The 26,798-nt window shown below is 49.7% G+C and carries 22 protein-coding genes and 1 pseudogene; 19 read left to right on the top strand and 4 right to left on the bottom strand.

Going from position 1 to position 26,798, the window contains the following annotated elements:
• Positions 1–249: 249 nt before the first annotated feature.
• The 5 genes from malK (at position 250) to ubiA (ending at position 5,453) form a co-directional block, all read left to right on the top strand.
• Positions 250–1,359, top strand: coding sequence for a maltose/maltodextrin ABC transporter ATP-binding protein MalK (malK, locus tag FH968_RS19610; protein WP_139882432.1), 1,110 nt, complete (start codon positions 250–252; stop codon positions 1,357–1,359).
• 44 nt (positions 1,360–1,403) lie between these two features.
• Positions 1,404–2,714, top strand: a complete 1,311-nt coding sequence (locus tag FH968_RS19605; protein ID WP_139882431.1) for a maltoporin — start codon at positions 1,404–1,406, stop codon at positions 2,712–2,714.
• Positions 2,715–2,859: 145 nt separating this feature from the next.
• The gene (malM, locus tag FH968_RS19600; protein ID WP_139882430.1) at positions 2,860–3,813 is read left to right on the top strand and encodes a maltose operon protein MalM; all 954 of its coding nucleotides are present in this window, start codon (positions 2,860–2,862) and stop codon (positions 3,811–3,813) included.
• Positions 3,814–4,071: 258 nt separating this feature from the next.
• Positions 4,072–4,581 carry a chorismate lyase gene (gene ubiC, locus FH968_RS19595; protein ID WP_139882429.1) on the top strand — a complete coding sequence of 170 codons (510 nt, stop codon included), beginning with the start codon at positions 4,072–4,074 and terminating at the stop codon, positions 4,579–4,581.
• Positions 4,581–5,453 carry a 4-hydroxybenzoate octaprenyltransferase gene (ubiA, locus tag FH968_RS19590; protein ID WP_139882428.1) on the top strand — a complete coding sequence of 291 codons (873 nt, stop codon included), beginning with the start codon at positions 4,581–4,583 and terminating at the stop codon, positions 5,451–5,453. The genes ubiC and ubiA overlap by 1 nt, the downstream gene beginning before the upstream one ends.
• A 32-nt stretch (positions 5,454–5,485) precedes the next feature.
• Here the strand turns inward: ubiA and plsB are convergent, their stop codons facing one another.
• Positions 5,486–7,915: a glycerol-3-phosphate 1-O-acyltransferase PlsB gene (plsB, locus tag FH968_RS19585; RefSeq protein WP_139882427.1), complete on the bottom strand. Its 2,430-nt coding sequence runs from the start codon at positions 7,913–7,915 to the stop codon at positions 5,486–5,488.
• 184 nt (positions 7,916–8,099) lie between these two features.
• Here plsB and FH968_RS19580 point away from each other — a divergent pair, with 184 nt between their 5' ends.
• The 4 genes from FH968_RS19580 (at position 8,100) to FH968_RS19565 (ending at position 10,930) form a co-directional block, all read left to right on the top strand.
• Complete coding sequence (locus tag FH968_RS19580; RefSeq protein WP_139882426.1) at positions 8,100–8,468, top strand: diacylglycerol kinase; 369 nt, start codon at positions 8,100–8,102, stop codon at positions 8,466–8,468.
• A 108-nt stretch (positions 8,469–8,576) separates the two neighbouring features.
• Positions 8,577–9,185: a transcriptional repressor LexA gene (gene lexA / locus FH968_RS19575; protein WP_139882425.1), complete on the top strand. Its 609-nt coding sequence runs from the start codon at positions 8,577–8,579 to the stop codon at positions 9,183–9,185.
• 60 nt (positions 9,186–9,245) lie between these two features.
• A complete protein-coding gene (gene dinF, locus FH968_RS19570) occupies positions 9,246–10,580 on the top strand; it encodes an MATE family efflux transporter DinF (RefSeq protein ID WP_139882424.1) in 1,335 nt (444 codons plus the stop codon).
• Between the two features lie 140 nt (positions 10,581–10,720).
• The gene (locus FH968_RS19565; protein ID WP_139882423.1) at positions 10,721–10,930 is read left to right on the top strand and encodes a CsbD family protein; all 210 of its coding nucleotides are present in this window, start codon (positions 10,721–10,723) and stop codon (positions 10,928–10,930) included.
• A gap of 79 nt (positions 10,931–11,009) precedes the next feature.
• Here FH968_RS19565 and zur read toward each other — a convergent pair whose 3' ends face one another.
• Positions 11,010–11,525: a zinc uptake transcriptional repressor Zur gene (zur, locus tag FH968_RS19560; RefSeq protein WP_139882422.1), complete on the bottom strand. Its 516-nt coding sequence runs from the start codon at positions 11,523–11,525 to the stop codon at positions 11,010–11,012.
• 109 nt (positions 11,526–11,634) lie between these two features.
• Here zur and FH968_RS19555 point away from each other — a divergent pair, with 109 nt between their 5' ends.
• The 3 genes from FH968_RS19555 (at position 11,635) to dusA (ending at position 14,625) form a co-directional block, all read left to right on the top strand.
• The gene (locus FH968_RS19555) at positions 11,635–12,138 is read left to right on the top strand and encodes a cupin domain-containing protein (protein ID WP_139882421.1); all 504 of its coding nucleotides are present in this window, start codon (positions 11,635–11,637) and stop codon (positions 12,136–12,138) included.
• A 157-nt stretch (positions 12,139–12,295) separates the two neighbouring features.
• Complete coding sequence (locus FH968_RS19550) at positions 12,296–13,534, top strand: conjugal transfer protein TraF (RefSeq protein WP_139882420.1); 1,239 nt, start codon at positions 12,296–12,298, stop codon at positions 13,532–13,534.
• Between the two features lie 92 nt (positions 13,535–13,626).
• Entirely contained in the window at positions 13,627–14,625 is a 999-nt protein-coding gene (gene dusA / locus FH968_RS19545; RefSeq protein WP_139882419.1) for a tRNA dihydrouridine(20/20a) synthase DusA, read from the top strand.
• Positions 14,626–14,839: 214 nt separating this feature from the next.
• Here the strand turns inward: dusA and FH968_RS19540 are convergent, their stop codons facing one another.
• Positions 14,840–15,823 (bottom strand): quinone oxidoreductase, encoded by a 984-nt coding sequence (locus tag FH968_RS19540; RefSeq protein WP_139882418.1) that lies wholly within the window; start codon positions 15,821–15,823, stop codon positions 14,840–14,842.
• A gap of 78 nt (positions 15,824–15,901) precedes the next feature.
• Between FH968_RS19540 and dnaB the strand changes: the two genes are divergently transcribed.
• The 5 genes from dnaB to FH968_RS19515 all read left to right on the top strand — a co-directional run bounded on the left by dnaB (position 15,902) and on the right by FH968_RS19515 (position 21,301).
• Positions 15,902–17,308 (top strand): replicative DNA helicase, encoded by a 1,407-nt coding sequence (dnaB, locus tag FH968_RS19535; protein WP_139882417.1) that lies wholly within the window; start codon positions 15,902–15,904, stop codon positions 17,306–17,308.
• A gap of 164 nt (positions 17,309–17,472) precedes the next feature.
• Positions 17,473–18,552: an alanine racemase gene (alr, locus tag FH968_RS19530; protein ID WP_139882416.1), complete on the top strand. Its 1,080-nt coding sequence runs from the start codon at positions 17,473–17,475 to the stop codon at positions 18,550–18,552.
• Positions 18,553–18,696: 144 nt separating this feature from the next.
• The gene (gene tyrB, locus FH968_RS19525) at positions 18,697–19,890 is read left to right on the top strand and encodes an aromatic amino acid transaminase (protein ID WP_139882415.1); all 1,194 of its coding nucleotides are present in this window, start codon (positions 18,697–18,699) and stop codon (positions 19,888–19,890) included.
• Between the two features lie 172 nt (positions 19,891–20,062).
• Positions 20,063–20,776 (top strand): acid phosphatase AphA, encoded by a 714-nt coding sequence (gene aphA, locus FH968_RS19520; RefSeq protein WP_139882414.1) that lies wholly within the window; start codon positions 20,063–20,065, stop codon positions 20,774–20,776.
• 171 nt (positions 20,777–20,947) lie between these two features.
• Positions 20,948–21,301: an MmcQ/YjbR family DNA-binding protein gene (locus tag FH968_RS19515; RefSeq protein ID WP_139882413.1), complete on the top strand. Its 354-nt coding sequence runs from the start codon at positions 20,948–20,950 to the stop codon at positions 21,299–21,301.
• Here FH968_RS19515 and uvrA read toward each other — a convergent pair whose 3' ends face one another.
• Positions 21,302–24,127 carry an excinuclease ABC subunit UvrA gene (uvrA, locus tag FH968_RS19510; RefSeq protein ID WP_139882412.1) on the bottom strand — a complete coding sequence of 942 codons (2,826 nt, stop codon included), beginning with the start codon at positions 24,125–24,127 and terminating at the stop codon, positions 21,302–21,304.
• 228 nt (positions 24,128–24,355) lie between these two features.
• Between uvrA and ssb1 the strand changes: the two genes are divergently transcribed.
• Both ssb1 and FH968_RS23940 read left to right on the top strand, forming a co-directional pair.
• Positions 24,356–24,901, top strand: a complete 546-nt coding sequence (gene ssb1 / locus FH968_RS19505) for a single-stranded DNA-binding protein SSB1 (RefSeq protein ID WP_139882411.1) — start codon at positions 24,356–24,358, stop codon at positions 24,899–24,901.
• A gap of 1,648 nt (positions 24,902–26,549) precedes the next feature.
• Positions 26,550–26,798, top strand: a pseudogene (locus FH968_RS23940) (hypothetical protein); the annotation flags it as partial.

Here is a 26,798-nt window from a genome sequence, read left to right as displayed (position 1 = left end):
TCTACGTTACATAACTGACAGTTATGTGTCCTGGCGCACATAAAACTACCCGGATTTTTGAAACCACGATCACGAAAATCTATTGTGCCGATTGTAACCGGTTGCAGAACACACCCTCTCATCCTCCCATCTCCTCCCCCATTAAAAACAGCGGGGTGGAGGATTCACAGAATGTATAGATCCGTCATAGTCCGAAACATCTTGAATCACCTGCCTCTTAGCAGAGTGACGGAATGAAGGGAGAAGTACATGGCAAGCGTACAGCTACGGAACGTAACAAAAGCCTGGGGTGATGTGGTGGTATCAAAAGATATCAACCTGGATATCCATGAAGGTGAGTTCGTGGTTTTTGTTGGACCGTCAGGCTGCGGTAAATCCACGCTGTTACGCATGATAGCGGGACTGGAAACCATCACTAGCGGTGATTTATTCATTGGTGAAACACGTATGAACGACATTCCACCCGCTGAGCGTGGTGTCGGCATGGTATTCCAGTCTTACGCGCTTTATCCCCATCTTTCCGTTGCTGAAAACATGTCCTTCGGGCTGAAGCTCGCTGGTGCTAAGAAAAGTGAAATCAATCAGCGTGTCACTCAGGTTTCTGAAACGCTGCAACTGGCACATTTATTAGAACGTCGCCCGAAAGCACTTTCCGGCGGGCAACGCCAGCGCGTGGCGATTGGCCGTACGCTGGTGGCTGAACCGCGCGTATTCCTGCTTGATGAGCCTCTTTCAAACCTTGATGCGGCACTGCGTGTGCAGATGCGCATTGAGATCTCCCGGCTGCATAGGCGCCTCGGGCGCACCATGATTTATGTCACGCACGACCAGGTAGAAGCCATGACGCTCGCCGACAAAATTGTTGTGCTGGATGCCGGGCGTGTCGCGCAAGTCGGTAAACCTCTCGAGCTGTATCACTACCCGGCGGATCGTTTTGTTGCGGGCTTTATTGGCTCGCCAAAAATGAACTTCCTGCCAGTGAAAGTCACGGCCACGGCTATCGATCAAGTCCAGGTTGAATTACCGAATCGTCAGCAAGTCTGGCTGCCAGTGGAAAGCAAAGAAGTTCAGGTCGGCGCCAATATGTCTCTGGGTATTCGTCCTGAGCATCTGCTGCCAAGCGACATTGCCGACGTCACCCTCGAAGGTGAAGTACAGGTTGTTGAACAGCTCGGCAATGAAACTCAGATTCACATCCAAATCCCCGCCATCCGTCAGAACCTGGTGTACCGCCAGAATGACGTGGTGTTGGTAAAAGAGGGTGCCACATTCGCTATTGGCTTGCCGCCAGAGCGCTGCCATCTGTTCCGTGAGGATGGCACTGCTTGTCGACGGTTGCATCAAGAGCCAGGTGTTTAAGCATTCCCATAAAAAAGAAAAGCAATGATTCAGGAGATAGAACGATGATTACTCTGCGCAAACTCCCAGTGGCAGTTGCCGTAGCAGCAGGCATTATGTCTGTTCAGGCACTGGCAGTGGATTTCCACGGTTATGCCCGTTCTGGTATCGGCTGGACCGGTAGCGGCGGCGAACAACAGTGTTTCCAGGCAACTGGCGCACAGTCTAAATACCGTCTTGGTAACGAATGTGAAACCTATGCGGAATTAAAACTGGGTCAGGAAGTGTGGAAAGAAGGCGACAAGAGCTTCTACTTCGATACCAACGTGGCGTACTCCGTAGCACAGGATAATGACTGGGAAGCGACCAGCCCGGCATTCCGTGAAGCCAACGTACAAGGTAAAAACCTGATTGATGCGCTGCCAGGTGCCAACATGTGGGCAGGTAAGCGTTTCTATCAACGTCATGACGTCCATATGATCGACTTCTACTACTGGGATATTTCTGGTCCTGGTGCAGGTCTGGAAAACATTGATGTTGGCTTAGGTAAACTCTCTTTTGCTGCAACTCGTTCTTCTGAATCAGGCGGCTCGGCTGCATTCAACGATTTCAATGCTGACGGCACTCGTAACTACAGCAACAAAGTTCCAAATGACGTATTCGACGTGCGCTGGGCGGGTATTGAAACCAACCCAGGCGGTACCCTGGAGCTGGGTATCGACTACGGCCATACCAATATTCCTGACGACTATTATCTGCAACCCGGCGCTTCTAAAGACGGCTGGATGGGTACTCTTGAACACACCCAGAGCATGATGAAAGGTTACAACAAGTTTGTTCTGCAGTACGCAACAGACTCCATGACCTCGCAAGGTAAAGGTCAGGCGCAGGGTGGTAGCATCGACAACGACGGTTATCTGTTCCGTGTTATTGACCACGGTGCGATTACTCTGGCAGACCGTTGGGACCTGATGTACGTAGGTATGTACCAGAACCTGAGCTTGGATGATAACCAAGGGACTGAATGGTACACCATCGGTGTTCGTCCAATGTTCAAATGGACGCCAATCATGAGTACCTTGCTGGAAGTTGGCTACGACAACGTGAAATCCCAGGAAACTGGTGATCGTAACGGCCAATACAAAATTACCCTGGCACAACAATGGCAGGCTGGCGACAGCATCTGGTCCCGTCCGGCGCTGCGCGTCTTCGCAACCTACGCCAAGTGGGATGAGAAATGGGGCTATGCCAAAAATGGCAACGGCGACGCTACCCGCTTTGCAATTAACGACTCTACCGGTAACGGCACTTTCTCTACCAGCCGTGGTAATGATGATGAGTTCAGCTTCGGCGCCCAGATGGAAATCTGGTGGTAATGCAGCAGTAGCTTGAAGTAAGAAGTGATAAGGGGTTCACCACTGAACCCCTTGTTATTACCCTTGTATGCCAATGCTTGTTTCAGGTGGAAAGGGCTATTGCCTGGCTAACTTTCCACCGACTCTCCATTCGAGGTTTATAACAATGAAAATGAAAAAAAGTCTCCTCGCACTCTGCCTTTCCGCAGGGCTGCTGGCCAGTGTTCCCACCGTGAGCCTGGCTGATGTAAATATCGTTCCACAAGATATTTCCACGGCGCCAACTGTGCCGACTTCTGCTTTACAACAGCTGCAATGGACGCCAGTCGATCAATCAAAGACATTGACGACAACGCTTGCAACTAGCGGCCAGAGCCTGAAAGCAGGGGACATCACTGGCCCGGTAGCCGCCTATAGCGTACCTGCCAATATTGGTGAGCTGACGATTACACTGACCAGTGAAGTTAATAAAAACACGGTATTTGCACCGAACGTGTTAGTTCTTGATCAAAATATGACGCCTGCTGCTTATTTCCCAGCAAGTTACTTTACCTATCAGGAACCCGGCGTAATGTCTGCTGACCGCCTGGAAGGCACGCTGAAGTTAACGCCAGCTCTGGGGCAACAAAAACTGTATTTGCTGGTATTTACCACCAATAAAGACACTCAACAAACTACGACTATGATTGACCCGGCCAAAGCATATGCGAAAGGCACGGGTAATGCTGTTCCAGATATTCCAGATCCAATTGCACGCCACGGCACTGATGGGACTTTGAAGATTAAAGTTAAAACTTCTTCTGGTTCTAGCGTGCTGGTTGGCCCACTGTTTGGTTCATCAGGCCCAGGTCCGGTTACTGTTGGGAATACCGCCGCGCCAGCCACAGCTTATGCTGCACCAACGGCTGTTGCAGCCGCTACCGCAGCTCCAGCCCCTGCGCCAGTCGTGAAATCGGAACCAATGCTTAACGATACTGAAGGCTACTTCAACCAGGCTATCAAAGATGCAGTAGCGAAAGGTGATGTTGATAAAGCCCTGAAACTGTTGGATGAAGCTGAACGCCTTGGATCAACTTCTGCCCGCAAAACCTTTATCAGCAGTGTAAAAGGCAAGGGGTGATAGTCTCCCCGCAGTGCTGATGCTTGAAGTATTGGTGCGCTTAGGCGCACCTTTTTTTCCTTTGTCATCCATCAAGATGACTCGGCGTTGGCTGCTCTCACTCACCGAATCACTGACCTAAGTAAGCTCATCGGGATTCGTTCTTTTGCCGCCTTGATTCAACTCGAATGATTTAGAAGGTTGTTAGTCCGTTAAACCATCCACGCTATACCTATTCTGCGTTACAATGATCGCCGGTTTTGTTTCGGAGAAATTCACATGTCTGACGCGCTATTGCCACTGCGCGCCTTACGCTTTGAGGCTACGATTCCAGAGGGGCTGAGTGCATCGCTTCTTGACTGGTTGTTGCTTGAAGACTCAATGACTAAGCGCTTTGAACAGTATTGCTCACGGGTCACCGTGCGTATTGTGCGCGAAGGTTTTTTCGATGCCAGTGGTGACCTTCCTGAAGCAGACATGTTGCCTGAAGCCAAACGTTACTGGTTGCGTGAAATCATCCTCTGCGGTGATGACGAACCGTGGCTTTTAGGGCGTACTGTCGTTCCTGAATCAACCCTTGAAGGGCCTGAGCTTGCTTTGCAGCAGCTCGGAACCACGCCGCTTGGGCGCTACCTGTTTAGTGCATCTTCCCTGACTCGGGATTTTATTGAGATTGGCCGCAGTGCGGAGCTGTGGGGGCGTCGTTCCCGCCTGAGATTAGCCGGAAAACCATTGGTATTGACCGAGCTGTTCCTTCCCGCTTCTCCGCTGTATGTAGAGGAAAAATAATGGAGTGGAGTCTGAAACAGGGTAAATGGCAGGCGTACCAACGCCTGATGCGACTTGATAAGCCAATTGGCTCGCTTTTATTGTTATGGCCTACGTTGTGGGCGTTGTGGCTTGCCACACCAGGTGTGCCACCGCTGACCATTTTAGGTGTGTTTATCGCTGGGGTCTGGATGATGCGCGCCGCAGGCTGCGTGGTGAATGACTACGCCGATCGCAAATTCGATGGCCACGTTAAGCGTACAGCGCACAGGCCATTACCGAGCGGGGCGGTAAGTGAGAAAGAAGCACGCATATTATTTGCTGTGCTGGTGCTGCTCTCGTTCTTGCTGGTGCTGACGCTTAACACTATGACGATTTTGCTGTCAGTGGCGGGATTAGCATTAGCCTGGGTTTATCCATTTATGAAGCGCTACACCCACCTGCCTCAGGTTGTGTTGGGTGCGGCATTCGGTTGGTCAATCCCGATGGCATTTGCCGCGGTGAGTGAATCTGTCCCGCTAAGCTGTTGGCTGATGTTCTTAACAAACATCTGCTGGGCAGTGGCTTATGACACACAGTACGCAATGGTTGACCGCGATGATGACCTGAAAATTGGCATTAAATCCACGGCGATATTATTTGGACGCTTCGACAACCTGATTATCGGCATCTTGCAGGTTGTGGTGATGGTGTTGCTGGCGTTGATTGGTTGGCTGAACGGATTGGGTGGGGCTTTCTACTGGTCAATTGCTTTGGCGGGTGCATTATTCATCCATCAGCAACGGCTAACCGCTAATCGCGACCGCGATGCTTGTTTCCGGGCCTTCCTGAATAATAACTATGTTGGTTTGGTGCTGTTTATTGGACTGGTATTGAGTTACATGAATTTCTAAAAAAACAGGCGGGTTTCCCCGCCTGTTTCGTTTTACTCGGTCGCAGGCTGCGACGTCGCACTTTCAATCGTCAAACGCACATCCGGCATAATCAGCTCTGCCAGCATCTGGTAGACCTTTATGGTTTCGGTAGGTTCTGCATCCCCGGTATCGCTGATATAGCCTTCATCGCGCAAAGTGAGTACCAGCGAGGTGAACACGGCTTTATCAAAGAACTCCGGTGCGTTAATACCATGCAACACTGACAAACGTTGAGCGACGGTGCGGCTTTCGCGCTCCAGCGTCCCACGATTAATGGATGGATTAGCGCTAAGCAGCCAGAAGGTAATGGCGTAACGTTGCAGTGTTTCACGCACACCTGCTGCAAGAAGCTGCATGGTGCGTGAACGAGCCGGATTAATCAGTATTTCATCGTCAGCCAGCGTAATCAGTTCCTGACGTACCAGCTCGTTGAGCAGGAGATCAATTTCACTGGCAAGCCCCGCGGTTTCCCAGCGCAAGAACAACTCAGATTTGAGCATCGGATAGAGCAGTTCGACCTGACGCTGAAGTTCGCTGCGGGAAATGCGACGATGTTGCGTGATAATCGCGGCCAGCAGAGAAGGTAACACCAGCATATGCAGGATGTTGTTACGGTAATAAGTCATCAGCACTGCCTGCTCGCGCGGCAGAATGATGATGTCACCGATGGTGTCTTTCTCTACTTCAAACTTGTTCATCTGCAAAGCGTGTTCAATCAGCGCTTCTGCTGGCTGGTCTGGTGCGGTCGCATCCGGTGAATACGGCACATTGCGCAACAAGCTCAGGTAACAGTTGAGCTGCTCGGTCAGTTGCTCACGAGTCAGTGAACGCTGACGCGATGCCAATAGCGCCGTACAGCACAGGTTCATAGCATTTGCCGCCCCTGCGTTGTTAATACGCACCATCAGTTCGGCGGCAATTTCATTGACCGTTGGCGTCAGCCACGCAGGGCGGATAGCTTCGATTGGGTCGATAGAATCGCGCCATTCGGGAACACGATGGTTGAGGAATGTCATCAGTGGCATTGGTTCGCCGAAGTTAACATAACCCTGGCCGAGGTTACGGAGCTTACTCAAACCGCGCACCATCTGCATGAAGCTCTCTTTCTCTTTGGTCGCTCCACGCAGTTCTTTAGCGTAGGTGCCCACTTCCATTACATGTTCGTAGCCAATGTAAATTGGTACTAAGGTAATTGGACGTGTACCGCCGCGCAGCATGGCCTGAATGGTCATGGACAGCGTGCCGGTTTTGGGATCCAGCAAACGCCCGGTACGTGAACGGCCACCCTCCACAAAGTATTCAACAGAATAGCCACGGCTGAACAGCTCACCAAGATATTCGCGGAAAACGGTGGAGTAGAGTTTGCTGCCTTTAAAGGTTCGGCGAATAAAGAAGGCACCCAGGCGGCGGAAGATCGGGCCTGCAGGCCAGAAGTTCAGATTGATACCCGCCGCGATGTGCGGAGGAACCAATCCCTGGTGATAAAGCACGTAAGACAGAAGCATGTAGTCCATGTGGCTGCGGTGACAGGGAACATAGACAATCTCATGGCCGTCATGAGCCAGTTGGCGCACACGTTCCGCGTTGTGAACGTTAATGCCCTGGTACAAACGGTTCCATGTCAGACCTAACACGCGGTCTGTCAAACGAACGGCTTCATACGAGAAGTTAGCCGCAATTTCTTCCATCAGCGCGACAGCATTTTGCTGAGCTTTCTCATGGGAGATTTTCTTGCTGCGCGCTTCATCTTCTACTGCTCGCGCAATAGCTTTAGATGCCAGAAGTTTATTAAACAGATCCTGACGCACCGGTAGACGTGGCCCGACTGTCGCTAAGCGCTGACGTGCAAAGTGCATACGCGCTACACGAGCCAGTTTTTGAGCGATTTTCTTGTCTGTACCGTGATCGGTTGCCATCTGACGCAGAGAGACTGGTGCGGAGAAACGCACGAAACTGTCACGACCAAGCCAGGAGACTGCGAAGAATTTCTGGACCCCGTTGAGGATCTTTAATGGCGGATTTAATTCGCCTTTTTCGCGGCCCGGAGAACGACCAAACATTACCGATACAGGCACCATCTGCACATCCAGATTTGGATTGCTGCGGTGTAAGTCAAGGTAATCATGGAACAGCTTGATCGACTCTTCTTTTGGCGTGTAATAAGTGAATACACGCGGGCCGCCATGGATAAAGACATAGCGTGGTAGTACCGCTCCGTCGATTTCTAACGGCTCGAGAGGGTCGGGCAAGTTATGCGCGAGACATTGCGCGCGCAGAGTTAATAAGTCCGCCTTTGAGTTATAGGGCAGAACGTACATTATTGGACGAGTGGGATCCAAGCCCAGTTCGGCTTGCGGATCTGCCGGAATGGACTTGCTCTTTACCAGAACGTCTAATGGTAAATTAAGTAATTTGTAGTAAATTCTTGGCCAGCCTGACATAAACGATGTAAAGCCTCAGGTTAATGATGCAAATTCGCCGCAAGAATATCAGAATCTCATCCAGATTTCTGTGGTGTTCAACTTTATACCCGTCATCCTTCAAGTTGCGGGGTGTTGGCTGCAACTCGAATGCCAAAGGGTATAGATAAGTATTGACGCAAATAATTTGAAAAGGTTTCCTAAAATGGCGAGTAGTACCACTGGAATTACCCGTATTATTAAAGCCGCAGGCTATTCATGGAAAGGGCTAAAAGCGGCCTGGATCAACGAAGCTGCTTTCCGCCAGGAAGGCGTTTCCGCGGTTATCGCTATTGCCATCGCTTGCTGGTTAGATGTCGACCCTATCACTCGTATTTTACTGATTGGCTCTGTCGTACTGGTCATGATTGTTGAGATACTCAATAGCGCTATTGAGGCTCTTGTTGACCGCGTCGGCACCGATTATCACGAACTTTCAGGACGCGCCAAAGACATGGGCTCAGCCGCAGTACTGATAGCCATTATCCTCGCAGTTGTTACCTGGGGCACGCTGCTTTGGCCGCATTTGCGATGATCTTTCCAGAATAGTTAAGTGACTGGTTTTTTGCTTAATTTGTGGTTCCAAATTCACCTTTAACTGTATATACTCACAGCATAACTGTATAAACATCCAGGGGGCGGAATGAAAGCGTTAACTACCAGGCAGCAAGAGGTGTTTGATCTTATTCGGGATCATATCAGCCAGACCGGCATGCCACCAACTCGTGCCGAGATTGCTCAACGTCTGGGGTTCCGTTCTCCAAACGCCGCTGAAGAGCATTTAAAAGCGCTTGCCCGTAAAGGTGTGCTTGAGATTGTCTCTGGCGCGTCACGTGGTATCCGTTTGCTGGTGGAAGAAGTTACGGGTATTCCGCTGATTGGGCGTGTTGCTGCGGGCGAACCACTTCTTGCACAGCAGCATATTGAAGGCCATTACCAGGTTGATCCATCACTGTTTAAACCTAATGCTGACTTCCTGCTGCGGGTCAGCGGTATGTCGATGAAAGACATCGGTATTATGGATGGCGATTTGCTTGCAGTTCATAAAACGCAGGATGTGCGTAACGGTCAGGTTGTGGTGGCGCGTATTGACGACGAAGTGACCGTTAAACGCTTAAAACAGCAAGGTAATACCGTTCATTTGCTGCCAGAAAATAGCGAGTTTGAACCGATTGTGGTTGATCTGCGCGAGCATAACTTCTCTATTGAAGGGTTGGCTGTTGGAGTTATTCGCAACGGTGACTGGCTGTAAATCTTCTTTAGGCGATGCGCTTTCAGGCGCATCGCTGCCCTCACTTTTCCTGGATTAGCCATGCGATTTTTCTCGACGGCTGATAGCGCGCTCTGGCGCCTCGCCTTGCCCATGATATTTTCCAACATCACCGTTCCTCTGCTTGGGCTTGTGGATACGGCGGTTATTGGGCATCTGGACAGTCCTGTCTATCTCGGGGGGGTCGCCATTGGCGCTACAGCAACCAGCTTCTTATTTATGCTGCTGCTGTTTTTGCGTATGAGCACTACGGGCTTAACCGCACAAGCTTTTGGTGCTAGTAATCCTTCTGCGTTAGCTCGTGCACTGGTGCAGCCTTTATTGCTGGCATTAGGGGCAGGTGCTGCGATTGTCTTGCTGCGAGATCCACTCATTTCACTTGCCTTACATATTGTCGGCGGTAACCAGGAAGTGCTTATACAGGCACAACGTTTTCTTGAGATTCGTTGGCTCAGCGCACCTGCTTCACTGGCTAATCTGGTATTGCTAGGCTGGTTGCTGGGCGTTCAGTATGCCCGCGCACCAGTTATCTTACTGGTTGTCGGTAATGTGCTAAATATTGTGCTCGATGTGTGGCTGGTGATGGGGCTGCATATGAATGTCCAGGGTGCCGCACTGGCGACCGTTACTGCGGAATATGCGACATTTATCATCGGTTTGCTGATGGTGAAGAAAGTTATGGGCATACGCGGCATCAGCATTGAGATGCTCAAGCAAGCCTGGCGCGGCAACGTTCGTCGTTTGTTGGCTCTTAATCGGGACATCATGTTGCGCTCGCTGCTGCTACAGATTTGTTTCGCTTCAGTGACCATCTTTGGTGCTCGTTTAGGTAGTGAAATCGTCGCCGTCAATGCGGTACTTATGACATTACTCACTTTCACCGCCTATGCACTGGATGGTTTTGCTTATGCCGTTGAAGCCCACTCCGGACAGGCATATGGCGCGAAAAATCGCGGACAATTACTCGAAGTCTGGGGGGCTGCCTGCCGTCAAGCGGGTTTGGTCGCGCTGATGTTTGCCGTGGTGTACGCCCTGTTTGGTGAGCGAATCATTTCACTTCTGACATCCATCCCCGAGTTACAGCAACAGGCCGATCGTTACTTGCACTGGCAGATAGTTTTACCGGTAGTAGGAGTGTGGTGCTATTTGCTTGATGGCATGTTTATTGGCGCAACGCGCGGTGCGCAGATGCGGAACAGCATGGCTGTTGCGGCATTGGGCTTTGGGCTTACGTTGTTCACCGTACCGTATTTGGGTAATCACGGTCTGTGGTTATCTGTGGCGGTGTTTCTCGCTCTGCGGGGGTTGTCTTTAGGATGGATCTGGCGGCGCCACTGGCAACATAACACTTGGTTCCATAGTAACCAAGATGGTTAAAGATTCTGAGTTTTTATCTCGATGCAATATCCTTGACTACAATTAATTCCACGTCCAGCAGATAGTGAGTGTCAGACAAAGGCACCACTCGGACGATGTTAACTTTTAGCAGTTCTTCACCGAACGATGAGGATATTATTATGAATAAAGACGAAATCGGCGGTAACTGGAAACAGTTCAAAGGCACAGTAAAAGAGAAATGGGGCAAACTAACTGATGATGATATGACTGTCATCGAAGGGAAACGCGATCAGTTAGTCGGTAAAATCCAGGAACGTTACGGGTACGCAAAGGATCAGGCAGAGAAAGAAGTCGTAGATTGGGAAAAACGTAACGATTACCGTTGGTAATCTACATCCCTCAGATGTGTTAAATCTCACAGGCTACCCTGCCCTGGTACATGGAGGTACCGTTCCTTCCCAATACTGTTTAACGTGATTTTTTCTTAGACTGAATTGTGTGGTCATGCCCACATTCTTCCGGATGACTACAGGCTTCAACCTCCGCACAAGTGCTGCATAAGCCATGAGCTTCTATAACATTATGGTGCAACGCAAATCCTAGCTGAGCCGCCAGCTGATGCATGATTTCCTCCACGCCTTCCGCTCCTTGTTCCTTCACCGCCCCACACCTGTCGCAAATAAACATCGCTGATGAGTGAGTGGGTTGGTCAATCAGGTGGCACAAAACGTAGCTATTGGTCGACTCTACCCGGTGCACAAATCCTTGTTCGAGAAGAAAATCGAGCGCACGATACACCGTTGGGGGTTTGGCTTGCGGTTCACTAGCACGTAATAAATCCAGCAAATCATAAGCGCTGATTGCTCCCGCTTGCTGAGTCAGCAAACGCAGCACTTCAAGACGTTGTGGTGTCAGGCGCACATTACGCTGCTCGCATAGTTTTTCAGCCTGCGCTAACACGTTTTGTGAAGTCGTGATGTCCATCAGCATTCCCCTGTAGATTAGCCCTACACTCTATCACAACGCGTAAAGAACGCCGAGTGGTGCGCCATTCTGGCCACATCCTTTTGAGATGACTATCCCGGAGTTTGTTATGAATAAACCTGATTGCATTCGTCACTGGCAGGAGCTGGAAGGTGAAGATGACTCTACTTATCCTGACAGCGCTGAACTGTTTTCTATTGGCGCGCCGCTGGCCCGTAAACTTGGTTTAATGCGTTTGGGGATTCACCATGAGCGTTTGCTACCTGGCCGCCGAACGTCTTATCCCCACGCGGAAAGCAGCGAAGAAGAGTTTGCTTATGTTCTGGAAGGGCATCCTCAGGTGTGGATTAACGGGCATCTTTACCCGCTAGAGCCTGGCGATAGTGTCGGTTTTCCGGCAGGTACTGGCATTTGCCATACTTTTATTAATAATACCGAGCACGAAGTCCGGTTGTTGATAGTCGGTGAGGCCAACAAAGCCGATAACCGCATTTATTACCCGTTAAATCCAGGCTATGCCGCGCAACGTCAGGATCGCTGGATTGACCATCCCCCACAGTTTTTTGGCCCACATAACGGGCTTCCTTCACGAAAACCGAACGGTAAACTATAAATAAGTGTTCAGGAAATAAAGAAATATTACCCGAATGGAATGATACGGGATGCCTTTTGGGTGAAACCACCCGCTTTTGAGTCTTTTCTTCACAGCATTATGTTCAGCACTGACAGGGGCTGATTCTTAAATTTGAAGCTAGACAGGCGGGTTGTAAATGATAAAAACCAGAACTCTGGTGGCGGTAAATGCTGCCTTTTTATTTGTGGCGAACAATGCCAATTCGGCAGGAACCTGGACTGAAGCACGTAATGATGCAATGGGTGGTACAGGTGTAGCATCAGCACGATGGAGTAGTGCGGTACTGATTAACCCAGCGTTACTCACGAAGAGTCGGGAAGGCGATACAGCGGCTGTTCTCATCCCTTCTGTGGGAGCGCAAATAACAGACCCTGATAACCTCCAGAACAACATTGATGACATCAGCAACTCTGCTGAAGATTATCTGAAATACCAGAATATTCCATTACAGCAATTTATCCGAAATCCATCTCTGTATCGCCAATTGCAAAGCGATGCGGCGGATCTTGCAGGGCAGTTACGGGGAATCAAAGGTGATGAAGCTCGCGGGAAGGCCGGAGGCGCGGTGGCCGTGAGCATCCCGAACGACATTTTACCTTTTGCGTTTGTCGCAAAAGTTTATGGAACAGCCAAAGTCACGTCTGATATTACCCAGCATGACCTCGATTATCTTGATGGCATCGCTAATGGCACAGTTATTCCGAATCGTAATGACCTGGAGAATTTAACCTCAAAAGGTTTTGGGCGTGCGGCAATTGTTTCTGACTACGGCGTGGCGGTTGCTCACAAGTTTGATGTAGGTGGGGTTCCTGTTTCTGTAGGCGTTACGCCAAAGCTGCAACATACCTGGCTGTATAACTACAGCACATCAGTTTATCAGTACAAAAAAGATGATTTCAGTGACGACCGTTACCGTAACTCCGATACCGGTTTTAACGTTGATGCAGGATTGTCGGCAGATTTTGGTGAAGCCTGGACTGTGGGGCTAAGTGGGCAGAACCTGGTATCACGTGATATTGATACCAAGGTGATTGATGGTTTCAAAGACACCTACCAGATTCGCCCCCTCGTCACCACGGGTGTTGCCTGGCACAGCGACTTCCTTGTGCTGAGCACGGACGTTGATCTTACTGAAACCAAGAATTTTAAGAGTGAGGACAATTCCCAGTTTGCGGGAGTAGGGGCAGAAATCACTCCGTTACCCTGGCTTGCAGTACGCGCAGGTTATCGCGCTGATTTGCTTTCCCATGAAAGCAATGTCTTTACCGGTGGTGTCGGCTTCGCACCACTCGACCTTGTTCATGTCGATTTAATGGGGCTATATGGCGAAGATGAAACGTGGGGGGCCGGTGTGCAAGTTGGCATGACGTTCTGATTGATACCCACGGTCGTACAACAAGTACTCGACCGTGGGTTTATGCTATAGTAGCGACCCTTTTTTAACCGTGCCCATAACATCCAGTGCCTATGTCCTCACAAACCAGCCAGACTCCTTTCCAGCCACATCGTTTCTCCATTGCACCGATGCTTGACTGGACTGACCGCCACTGCCGTTACTTTTTACGTCAGCTATCAAGCCAGACACTGCTGTACACCGAAATGGTGACAACGGGTGCGATTATTCATGGCAAAGGGGATTATCTGGCGTACAGCGAGAACGAACATCCTATCGCGTTGCAATTAGGTGGCAGCGATCCGGTGGCCCTTGCTACGTGTGCGAAACTGGCTGAAGAACGCGGTTACGACGAAATTAACCTGAACGTCGGCTGCCCGTCAGACCGCGTGCAAAACGGCATGTTCGGTGCGTGCCTGATGGCTGATGCGCAGCGCGTTGCCGATTGCATCAAAGCGATGCGTGACGTGGTTTCCATTCCAGTAACCGTCAAAACGCGTATCGGCATTGATAACCAGGATAGTTATGAATTCCTGTGTGATTTTATTGGCACGGTGGCTGGGAAGGGCGAATGTGAAATGTTCATCATTCATGCCCGTAAAGCCTGGCTTTCTGGTTTAAGCCCAAAAGAAAACCGCGAAATCCCACCACTGGATTACCCGCGTGTTTACCAGTTGAAGCGTGATTTCCCGCACTTGACGATGGCAATTAACGGTGGTGTGAAAACCCTGGAAGAGGCGAAAGCGCATCTGGAACATATGGATGGCGTGATGGTTGGGCGTGAAGCCTACCAGAACCCTGGCCTGTTGACGGCGGTCGACCGTGAGATTTTTGGCATGAACACGCCAGAAATTGATACCGTTGCGGCAGTTCGTGCCATGTATCCATATATCGAACGCGAACTGGCAAACGGCACTTATTTGGGCCATGTCACTCGTCATATGCTCGGTTTGTTCCAGGGGATCCCAGGGGCTCGTCAGTGGCGACGTTACTTGAGTGAAAATGCTCATAAAGCCGGAGCTGGAATTTCTGTCGTTGAACATGCTTTGTCATTAGTCGCGGATAAGCGCTAAGTTTTGCCAGCAATAACCGTGTAAATTGCTAAGGTATTGCGGAGTTGATCACAACCTCGCATCTTTCCGGATAAGTTTGCGGGCTGCGGGATATCAATTATTTACCAAATCTGACAATATTATCGGGTTGCGAAAAAACGAATTCATCGCGCTGTACCCTACAGACAGAGCGAACAAAAAAAGAATGGGCTTCCTAAGGGAAGCCCAAATTCTTTTATGGAATCAGCAAACTAGAACCTTGTGTACTGCGGCTCTCTAGCGTTTTATGAGCAAGGGCTGCATCGCTCAGAGCAAATTTCTGGTTTTCAGCGACATCGACTTTTATCACACCACTGGCAATCAATGAGAACAACTCGTTGCACGCTTCTTTCAGTTCTTCGCGCGTGGTCACGTAACCATTTAGTGACGGACGAGTAACATACAGCGAGCCTTTCTGATTGAGGATCCCCAGATTCACACCCGTTACCGGGCCCGAAGAGTTACCAAAGCTCACCATCAAACCTTGTCGTTGAAGGCAATCAAGCGACGATTCCCAGGTATCTTTACCCACCGAGTCATAAACTACCGCGACTTTTTTACCGCCAGTAATCTCCTTTACACGCTCGACGAGATTTTCTTCGCGATAGTTAATAGTTTGCCAGGCTCCGGCACTTTTGGCGCGTTCCGCTTTTTGCGCAGAACCCACGGTTCCAATCAGTTTGGCTCCCAGCGCTTTGGCCCACTGGCACGCGATTAATCCCACGCCACCTGCAGCTGCATGGAACAAGAAAACTTCATTGGCTTTGATATCGTAGGTTTTGCGTAGCAGATAATAGACCGTCAAGCCTTTGAGGAATGACGCAGCGGCTTGCTCAAAAGTGATGGCATCGGGGAGTTTCGCGGCTTTATCTGCCAGCACGTTATGAACACTACTGTATGCACCTAAGCCAGATTGCGCGTAGACCACGCGATCACCAACTTTAAGATGCGTTACCGCGCTACCGACTTTACTCACCATGCCTGCTGCTTCGGTACCGAGCCCACTTGGTAGCATCGGCGGTGGGTATAAACCGCTGCGGATATAGGTATCTATATAATTGATACCAATCGCTTTGTTTTCAACTTGTACTTCGTGTTCTGCGGGGGGAGTTGGGGTAAATTCGACGGCTTTTAAGACTTCTGGCCCGCCGTGCTGACTAAATTCAATGCGTGTTGCCATGAGAACTCCTTCTGTTTCCTCGGAGGGAGATAGAGTAAACTCTCGTCTCTCTTATCTGATTTTGGTAACTCCCTCACTATGGCAGGAAATAAACCCTTCAACAAACCGAAAGAACCCCGCGATCGTCAGATGGAAGGGCTGAAAATGCCGCCACATTCTCTGGAAGCGGAGCAGTCGGTATTGGGCGGTTTAATGCTGGACAACGAACGCTGGGACAACGTTTCCGAGCGCGTCGTGGCCAACGATTTTTTCAGCCGTCCGCACCGCTTAATTTTCACCGAAATGCAGCGTTTGCTGGAGATGAGCAAGCCTATCGACCTGATCACGCTCTCGGAATCTCTTGAATTACAGGGGAATCTGGAAAGCGTAGGCGGGTTCGCCTATCTGGCCGAGTTGTCTAAAAACACGCCAAGTGCGGCGAACATCAACGCTTACGCCGATATCGTGCGTGAACGTGCCGTTGTTCGTGAAATGATTGCCGTGGCGAATGAAATCGCCGATGCCGGTTACGATCCGCAAGGGCGTAGCAGCGAAGATTTGCTCGACCTCGCCGAATCACGTGTTTTCCAGATTGCTGAAAGCCGCGCGAATAAAGACGAAGGACCAAAAAGCATCGACCAAATCCTGGAAGCGACAGTTTCGCGCATTGAAACGCTCTACCAGACGCCACACGATGGTGTAACGGGCGTAGACACGGGCTACCAGGATTTGAACAAGAAAACCGCTGGCCTACAGAAATCAGATCTGATCATCGTGGCCGCGCGTCCGTCGATGGGTAAAACCACCTTCGCCATGAACTTGTGCGAAAACGCAGCGATGACCCAGGATAAACCGGTACTTATTTTTAGCCTCGAAATGCCCGGGGAGCAGATCATGATGCGTATGCTGGCGTCGTTTTCCCGCGTCGATCAAACCAAAATCCGTACCGGCCAGTTGGACGACGAAGACTGGGCGCGTATTTCGAGCACGATGGGTATGCTGCTTGAGAAGCGCAATATGTACATTGATGACTCCTCCGGCCTGACGCCAACTGAAGTTCGCTCCCGCGCACGCCGTATCTATCGTGAACATGGCGGCCTGAGCCTGATCATGATCGACTACCTTCAGTTGATGCGCGTACCGTCGCTTTCTGACAACCGAACGCTGGAAATCGCGGAGATCTCACGCTCGCTAAAAGCGCTGGCAAAAGAGCTACAGGTGCCGGTCGTGGCGCTCTCGCAGCTTAACCGCTCCCTGGAACAACGTGCCGATAAACGCCCGGTAAACTCCGACTTGCGTGAATCTGGCTCCATCGAGCAGGATGCCGACTTAATCATGTTTATCTATCGTGATGAAGTTTATAACGACAACAGTGACGAGAAAGGCATCGCACAAATTATCCTCGGTAAACAGCGTAACGGTCCAATCGGTACGGTACGTTTGACGTTCAACGGTCAATGGTCGCGCTTCGATAACTATGCAGGCCCGCAATACGACGAAGACTAAAACCCTCGTCATCCTTCAAGTCACACCTGCGTTGGCTGCACTCACTCACCCGAATCACTTACTTTAGTAAGCTCATCGGGATGAGCTCCCTGGCCGCCTCGTTGTGTCTTGAATGATTTAGAGGATTTGCACTGTTTAATTTACATATTGAGCAAGGAATAAACATGCAAGCGGCAACCGTAAAAATTAACCGCCGCGCTCTGCGACACAACCTGCAACACCTACGCGAACTGGCTCCGAACAGTCGTATGGTGGCGGTTGTGAAAGCAAACGCATATGGGCATGGTCTGCTGGAGACGGCCCAAACACTGACCGACGCCGATGCTTTCGGCGTTGCTCGTCTTGAAGAAGGCGTTCGGTTGCGCGCGGGTGGGATTACCCAACCGATTCTGCTGCTGGAAGGCTTTTTTAACGCAAGCGACCTTCCGACAATCGCCGAACAGAATTTCCAGACGGCCGTCCACTGCCTCGAACAGCTCGAAGCACTTGAACAGGCTGAGTTAAGCCATCCGATTACCGTATGGATGAAGCTGGATACCGGAATGCACCGTTTGGGCATCTTGCCCCATGAAGCTGAAGCCTTCTATCAGCGGCTTTCGCGCTGTAAAAATGTCAGCCAGCCGGTGAATATCGTCAGCCATTTTGCTCGTGCAGATGAACCTGAATCTGATGCAACACCGCGTCAGCTCGATATTTTCAACTCGTTTACCGCAGGCAAACCGGGTCAGCGTTCCATTAGCGCATCTGGCGGAATTTTATTATGGCCCGACTCGCACATGGATTGGGTTCGACCTGGCATCATTCTTTACGGTGTCTCTCCGCTGGAGCAAAAACCGTGGGGTGCAGACTTCGGCTTCCAACCTGTGATGTCGCTAACCTCCAGCTTGATTGCGGTTCGCGAACACAAAGCTGGTGAAGCTGTGGGTTACGGCGGCACCTGGATTGCCGAGCGCGATACTCGTCTGGGCGTGGTTGCCATCGGTTATGGTGATGGCTATCCACGTGCGGCACCCTCTGGCACGCCAGTGCTGGTGAATGGCCGCGAAGTGCCAATTGTTGGACGTGTTGCGATGGACATGATTTGTGTCGACCTTGGCCCGCAATCAGAAGAGAAAGTGGGTGATAGTGTGGTGATGTGGGGAGACAATCTTCCCGTTGAGAGAATCGCTGAAATAACAAAAGTGAGTGCTTACGAACTTATCACGCGCCTGACTTCAAGGGTTGCAATGGAGTATATGGATTAAACTCCGTCTAATCGAGGGGGTTGCATAGGTCGGATTAGCGCAGCGACATCCGACATTGCCCTGCAAAGAATAAACCCCTCGATCTCTTCCCAGTTTCCGGTTTACATTGGTTGTTCGCAACACTGTAAACCAGGAGAACCCACCGTGTTTCAAAAAGTTGACGCTTATGCTGGCGACCCAATCCTTTCCCTTATGGAGCGTTTCAAAGTCGATCCGCGTAGTGACAAGGTAAATCTCAGCATTGGCCTCTATTACAACGAAGATGGGGTAATCCCGCAGTTACAGGCTGTTGCACTGGCGGAAGAACGTCTGAATGCCCAACCGCATGGCGCCTCGATTTATCTGCCGATGGAAGGCCTGAACAGCTACCGTAGCGCAATTGCGCCACTGCTGTTTGGTGCAAATCACCCGGCACTGCTTGAAGGGCGTATCGCCACAATTCAAACATTGGGCGGCTCAGGCGCGTTGAAAGTCGGAGCGGACTTCCTGAAAACCTATTTCCCTAAATCTCAAGTGTGGGTCAGCGATCCGACCTGGGATAACCACGTCGCTATCTTTAACGGTGCCGGTTTTGAAGTAAATACCTACCCGTGGTTTGATAGCGAAACCAATGGTGTGCGCTTCGAAACACTGCTGAAAACCCTGCAAACCCTGCCTGCACAAAGTATCGTGCTGCTGCATCCTTGCTGTCATAACCCTACGGGTTCTGACCTGGCTGATGTGCAATGGGATGCGGTTGTTGAAATTCTCAAAGCGCGTGAGCTAATTCCATTCCTGGATATTGCATACCAGGGCTTCGGTGCAGGCATGGAAGAAGATGCGTACGCGATTCGAGCCATTGCAAGCGCTGGCCTGCCTGCGTTAGTCAGCAACTCTTTCTCTAAGATTTTCTCGCTGTATGGCGAACGTGTCGGTGGGTTGTCGGTTGTTTGTGAAAATACTGATACCGCAAGCCGCGTGCTGGGGCAGCTTAAAGCGACTGTCCGCCGTAACTACTCCAGCCCGCCAAACTTTGGTGCGCAAGTTGTGGCGGCGGTGTTGAACGATGAACAGCTAAAAGCCAACTGGCTGGCAGAAGTTGAAACCATGCGCCGCCGCATTCTCGATATGCGCCAGGCGTTGGTCTCCGTGCTGAAGGCCGAAATGCCAGAGCGGAACTTCGACTACTTGCTACAACAACGAGGGATGTTCAGTTACACCGGCCTGAGCGCAACACAGGTTGATCGTCTGCGCGATGAGTTTGGCGTGTACCTTATTGCCAGCGGCCGCATGTGTGTCGCCGGGCTTAACAGCAATAATGTTCAGCGTGTAGCACAGGCTTTCTCTGCAGTAATGTAAGTGCTTACCAACTAAATTAAGGCGATGCTCGCATTCTGTGATCATCGCCTTTTTATATGATAAAACTCGAAAAAATCCTTTCTCTACTCCTCTCACCTCGGTATGGTCGAACTGATTTTTGACCATTTGTTCTGCTTTACCACCCTCACAAATCATAATTAAAGGGAAAATGATGCGTAAGCTAACACTGGCATTGAGTGCCGCTTGTTTGTTATTGGGATTGAATCAGTCTGCCCTGGCGAAGGAATCTGCCCCCGCCCCCCTGAACCCTGGTGTAACCGTTGCGCAATTGGCACAACAGGTTCCCGTTCACTGGGTTTCAGTCGCGCAAATTGAAAACAGCTTGTTGGGCCGCGCGCCGATGGCTGTTGGTTTTGATATTGACGACACGGTTCTTTTTTCAAGCCCCGGTTTTTATCGCGGGCAAAAAGAGTATTCCCCTGGTAAACAGGACTACCTGAAAAATCCGGCTTTCTGGGAAAAAATGAACAATGGTTGGGATGATTTCAGCATGCCGAAAGAGGTGGCGAAGAATCTCATTTCCATGCACCTCAAACGCGGTGACAGCATCTATTTTGTGACGGGTCGTAGCCCAACCAAAACAGAAACCGTGACCCAAACGCTACAGAAAGATTTCCTGATCCCACAAGCTAACGTTAATCCGGTTATTTTTGCAGGCGATAAACCAGGCCAAAATACCAAAACACAGTGGTTGAAAGATAAGAAAATCAAAGTGTTCTATGGCGATTCAGACGGTGACATTACCGCAGCGCAAGATGTGGGTGCACGAGGGATTCGCCTGCTACGTGCTTCAAACTCCAGTTATCAGCCATTGCCAAAAGCGGGTGCTTTTGGTGAAGAAGTGATTGTTAACTCTGAATATTAATTTTATTCAGTGGTTAAAGGCGGCGGTATGCGAAAGCAGATCGCCGTTTTTTTCATCAAAAATTCCTTGTTGGGTTTTACCTTTTGGCGAGTAGCTCGCACACTTAGAGATGGCTGCCTCTTAAACTGGTCAGCACATCGTATTCATGGGAGTCCTTCAAGGGGAATAACAATGACCAATTCGGAGCTATTGCAGTACTGCATGAACAAACCCGGAGCGGAGCAAACTGTTCATAGCAACTGGAAGGCTACACAAATCAAAGTAGCGGATGTGATGTATGCAATGGTGCATGACGTGGAACAGCGTCCAGCGGTCTCGCTGAAGGGAAGCCCCGATCTGGCTGATTTGCTTCGTGAACAGCATAAGGACGTTTTTCCGAGTGCACACCTTAATAAGGCACACTGGAGCACGTTGTATCTGGATGGGTCTTTGCCGGATTCGCAAATTTACTATCTGGTTGATGCCTCTTATCAGCAGGCGTTATCACTGCTGCCTGAACAAGTCAGACAGCAGTATGTGAGATAGCTATTTAAGTAGTGGCTTAAGGAAACGAGCGGTATGTGATGTTTCGCATTCTGCGACTGTCTCTGGCGTACCGGAAACGAGAATTTCGCCGCCGCCGCTACCGCCTTCTGGGCCGAGGTCGACAATCCAGTCAGCGGTTTTAATCACATCCAGATTGTGTTCGATAACCACGATGGTATTGCCCTGGTCACGCAGCTGATGTAGCACTTCCAGCAATTGCTGGATGTCCGCAAAGTGCAGGCCGGTAGTGGGCTCATCGAGGATATACAACGTTTGGCCCGTACCACGCTTAGAAAGCTCACGCGCCAGTTTCACACGCTGTGCTTCACCACCGGATAGTGTCGTTGCAGACTGGCCAAGGCGAATATAAGACAAACCTACGTCGATTAGCGTTTGCAGCTTACGCGCTAGCGCAGGTACGGCATCAAAGAACTCGCGCGCATCCTCGATGGTCATATCCAACACTTCGTGGATGCTCTTGCCCTTGTACTTTATTTCCAGCGTTTCGCGGTTATAGCGTTTGCCTTTGCACTGGTCGCACGGAACGTAAATATCCGGCAGGAAGTGCATTTCAACTTTGATTACGCCATCACCCTGGCAGGCTTCGCAGCGCCCGCCACGCACGTTAAAGCTGAAACGGCCTGGCGTATAGCCACGCGCACGCGATTCTGGCACACCCGCAAACAGCTCACGCACTGGCGTAAACACGCCGGTATAAGTGGCTGGGTTTGAACGTGGTGTACGGCCAATCGGGCTTTGGTCGATATCGATAACTTTGTCGAAATGCTCCAGACCTTGAACGTCGCGATATGGCGCAGGTTCTGCAATCGTCGCGCCGTTAAGCTGGCGTTGGGCGATTGGGAACAAGGTATCGTTTATCAGCGTCGATTTCCCTGAACCAGAAACCCCTGTCACGCAGGTGAACAAGCCAACAGGCAGCGTCAACGTGACATCTTTCAGGTTGTTACCCTTCGCTCCAACCAGCTTCAACACTTTTTCGGGATCGGCAGGTACACGGTTTTTTGGGATTGATATTTCACGCTTGCCGCTGAGGAACTGCCCGGTGAGCGATTCCGGCGCATCTAAAATGTTCTGCAAGGTGCCTTCGGCAACGACCTGGCCGCCGTGAACACCCGCACCAGGGCCGATATCAATAATATGGTCTGCGGCACGGATTGCATCTTCGTCGTGTTCCACCACAATCACGGTGTTACCGAGATCGCGCAGGTGAATCAGGGTTTCCAGCAGGCGTTCGTTATCGCGCTGATGCAAACCAATCGACGGCTCATCCAGTACATACATCACGCCCACAAGACCCGCACCAATCTGGCTTGCCAGACGAATACGCTGCGCTTCGCCACCGGAAAGGGTTTCAGCAGAACGAGAAAGAGACAAGTAATTCAAGCCGACGTTAACGAGGAACTTCAGGCGATCGCCGATTTCTTTCAGCACTTTTTCAGCGATTTGCGCACGTTGGCCGCTGAGCTTCATGTTCTGGAAAAATTCCATTGCATGGCCGATGCTCATGTCCGAGATGGTCGGCAAAGGTGTGTTTTCGACAAACACATGACGTGCTTCGCGACGCAGACGTGTACCTTCGCAGCTTGAGCAAGAACGGTTGCTGATAAATTTCGCCAGTTCTTCGCGCACTGCGGAAGATTCCGTTTCTTTATAGCGACGTTCCATATTGTGCAGAACGCCTTCGAACGGATGGCGGCGTACTGAAGTATCACCACGATCATTTATATATTTGAATTCAATACTTTCTTTGCCTGAACCATTGAGCACCACAGTTTTCACGCTGTCACTCAGTTCGTTCCACGGAGTTTCGATATCAAATTTATAATGCTCGGCAAGCGAACGCATCATGGTGAAGTAATAGAAGTTACGACGATCCCAACCACGAATCGCACCGCCAGCAAGCGATAGCTCACCATTTTGCACGACACGGTCAGGATCGAAATATTGCTGCACACCAAGCCCATCACAGGTCGGGCAGGCACCGGCTGGGTTGTTGAACGAGAACAGACGCGGTTCCAGTTCGCGCATACTGTAGCCACAAATCGGGCAGGCGAAGTTAGCCGAGAACAGCAGTTCTTCTGCTTTTTCATCGTCCATATCCGCGACAACCGCGGAGCCGCCGGATAAATCTAGCGCAGTTTCAAATGATTCGGCCAGGCGCTGCGCGATATCTTCACGCACTTTGAAACGATCAACCACTACTTCAATGGTGTGTTTCTTTTGCAGCTCAAGTTTTGGTGGATCGGACAGATCGCACACTTCGCCGTCGATCCTTGCGCGGATATAGCCCTGGCTTGCCAGGTTTTCCAGCGTTTTACTGTGCTCACCTTTTCTGTCTTTAATGATTGGAGCGAGCAGCATCAGGCGCTTGCCTTCCGGCTGTGCTAAAACGTTATCGACCATCTGGCTGACAGTTTGTGCCGCCAAAGTCACATCGTGATCCGGACAGCGTGGCTCACCAACACGTGCATACAGCAGGCGCAGGTAATCGTGAATTTCAGTGATGGTGCCGACGGTTGAACGCGGGTTATGCGATGTGGATTTCTGCTCGATAGAAATCGCAGGTGATAAGCCTTCAATGTGGTCGACATCCGGCTTTTCCATCAATGACAGAAACTGACGCGCATAGGCGGAGAGGGACTCTACGTAACGACGTTGCCCCTCGGCGTATAAGGTGTCGAAAGCCAGTGAGGATTTGCCAGAACCCGAAAGCCCAGTCACGACAATCAGCTTGTCGCGTGGAATAACGAGGTTAATATTTTTGAGATTGTGGGTGCGGGCGCCCCGAACTTCGATCTTATCCATTCACCTTTCCCGGTTTAAACGCTTTTTGCCAAGCCGCACTGGAGGCCGCCGACGATCACAAACGGCTAATTATGACACAATAAAACCTGAATGAATATCCAGTGTTTTATTGCAATAATGTATACAGCCACGACATTCTGGAATGCATCCCGCAGCTATAAACATTAGGGGTAGCGTGGTAGAATCGAGGGTTTACACTATTCATATAACGTTTCAGGAGACACGACCATGGCCAGCAGAGGCGTAAACAAGGTGATTCTCGTCGGGAATCTGGGTAATGACCCGGAAGTGCGCTACATGCCAAATGGTGGCGCAGTTGCCAACATTACACTGGCCACGTCAGAATCCTGGCGCGACAAGCAAACCGGCGAAACTAAAGAAAAGACTGAATGGCACCGTGTTGTGCTGTTTGGCAAACTGGCGGAAGTTGCAGGCGAATACCTGCGTAAAGGCTCCCAGGTTTATATCGAAGGTGCATTGCAAACTCGTAAATGGACTGACCAGGCTGGTGTTGAAAAATACACGACCGAAGTCGTAGTTAACGTAGGCGGCACCATGCAGATGCTGGGTGGTCGTGCAGGCGGTACAGGTGCAGCAGCTGGTGGCGGCAACGCGGGTCAGCAGCAGGGCGGTTGGGGCCAACCTCAGCAGCCACAGGGCGGCAACCAGTTCAGCGGCGGTGGCGCACCACAACAGGCGCGCCCTCAGCAGAGCGCACCGGCTCCGTCGAACAATGAACCACCGATGGATTTTGACGACGATATTCCTTTCTAAAGTTGACCATTGATGTTTTTGTAAATAATTTAAAATAAAGCCCTGCTTTTTGCAGGGTTTTTTATTGGTATAGGAATAGTAAAAAATAATTTGGCGATTATCAGGATATTTAATACTTTGTAATAATGTAAAAAAAGTGGGGGTTAAAACGATTCCAATTTAATTCAGGAAAAAGTTACTCCATTCTTTTGGGGGGATTTGTTACCCATGGTGTTTCCAAATTTATTCGTTACCCTTAACCATCGAAACGTTCTGATGCGGCTAATATATATTACAAACAGTTTGAGCATAAAAATTGCTTTATGTAATACTCAAAACGTTGGGGGGTGGTATTGATGATCGCAGTAAACGGGGGGCATATTCTGGAAAGACACGAAATAGAAAGCATCGTACTCCGAACCAGATATCGAAATGCAGTAGTGAAGGGAAATTATTTGATATCCCCTTCTGCAGTCGAACGAAACTGAACTCTTCCTAAAAGTAAATATCCCGTCAGGCTTTCACACACTCTTAATAAGCGTGGTTGGATCTCATCAAAAACATGTTACAACCGACTGACAACTTTTCTAATTATATTGAGCGGCTTGAGTGTTTTTTTCCTATAAAGAACACCAATAATCACACTCTCTTTAAAGCCATCAGACCGGAATACAGAGAAAAATTAAGCAATACTGATGAAAATTCAGTCAGAATAATCGATTTATTAAACCATAATAATAGTGATGATTCAGTGCAAGTTAGTGAGTACAACGATCATTATCGGACACTCACAAAAAAGTAACTAAATCATTACTTAATGCTGTTTGTCCGGATAATAATAACTTAAGGTAATCGTTTTAGGGCTCATAAAACAATTATCTTCAAAGTTAATTGATGATGTATTTTGAAATACATGTTTCTTGTTGCAGGTGGCTTGAAACCTAATACCATGGTGACCTTCTTTTAATATCCTGCTCCCGCTGATTTGGCGGTATCAACTCTTGCTCTTATCTGTAGCACCTTCCTTCAACAGGTTGGTCATCGGGATGGTCCTTAGTTGTTTCTCTTCCTGAAAGGGCACTCAGCGAGATATCTAATGCCCTATGTTGGCCCCCAAATCATCCTGATTAGGGTAAATTGCAGACTAAAAAACCTGATTCAGGTTTTTATTTCATTCAAAGGCACGAATTTACTTCAGTCTGCTGGGGAAAACGTTGTGGCATTACAAGGTCTGTTGCAGACACAAAGAGAAAAATAAAAACATTAACTAACAGTGAATTATCTTTCATGTTGACTCTCCGTTTGCTCTCGGGCTGCGGGTAAGGTACTGAACCCTGGTATGGCAAGAATTAGCTTAGTTAAAATCAAATCCTGATTACACTCCTTTAACTTTCAGCCAAAAATAAAAGGCCTTATTCTGTATTCCACAACGCGGCATGACTGAGAGTTACCCTGTATTTTAGAATGCCATCATTATTGTTTATACCTTATTTTGCGATTAAATAGCCTTTATATGCTTTGTTTATTGCATTAAGTGGATGAATGATCCGATGGTGTCTGGTGTTGCATGCTTTATGGCTTTTACGTTTAAATGCGCACCATAAAGAGGTGACTCTGAATCCCCGATAGTTAACCGCCTACATACTGGAAGACATGAAGAGAGAGTGGGATGTCAGCAGAGACACTTTTGAGTCAAGAAAAGGAGCTTTTTGGCTATATCATCGGTGATGTACAGATAGATATAGATAGCAGGAGGCTTATCAGGCTGAACGCACCGCGACAGCGGGAAAAATCGGTACAGGTGATGACATTAAGGATAACGATGATGCGGCTACTTGAGTATTTACTGACGCACGGGCAAAACCGAATAATACTTAACGATGAAATACTGTCCCATGTCTGGGATAAAAATAAACTG

Origin of the sequence: Buttiauxella sp. B2 (genome assembly GCF_006376615.1) — a bacterium.
Classification (GTDB): Bacteria; Pseudomonadota; Gammaproteobacteria; order Enterobacterales; family Enterobacteriaceae; genus Buttiauxella.
This window is presented reverse-complemented; position numbering and strand designations above follow the sequence as displayed.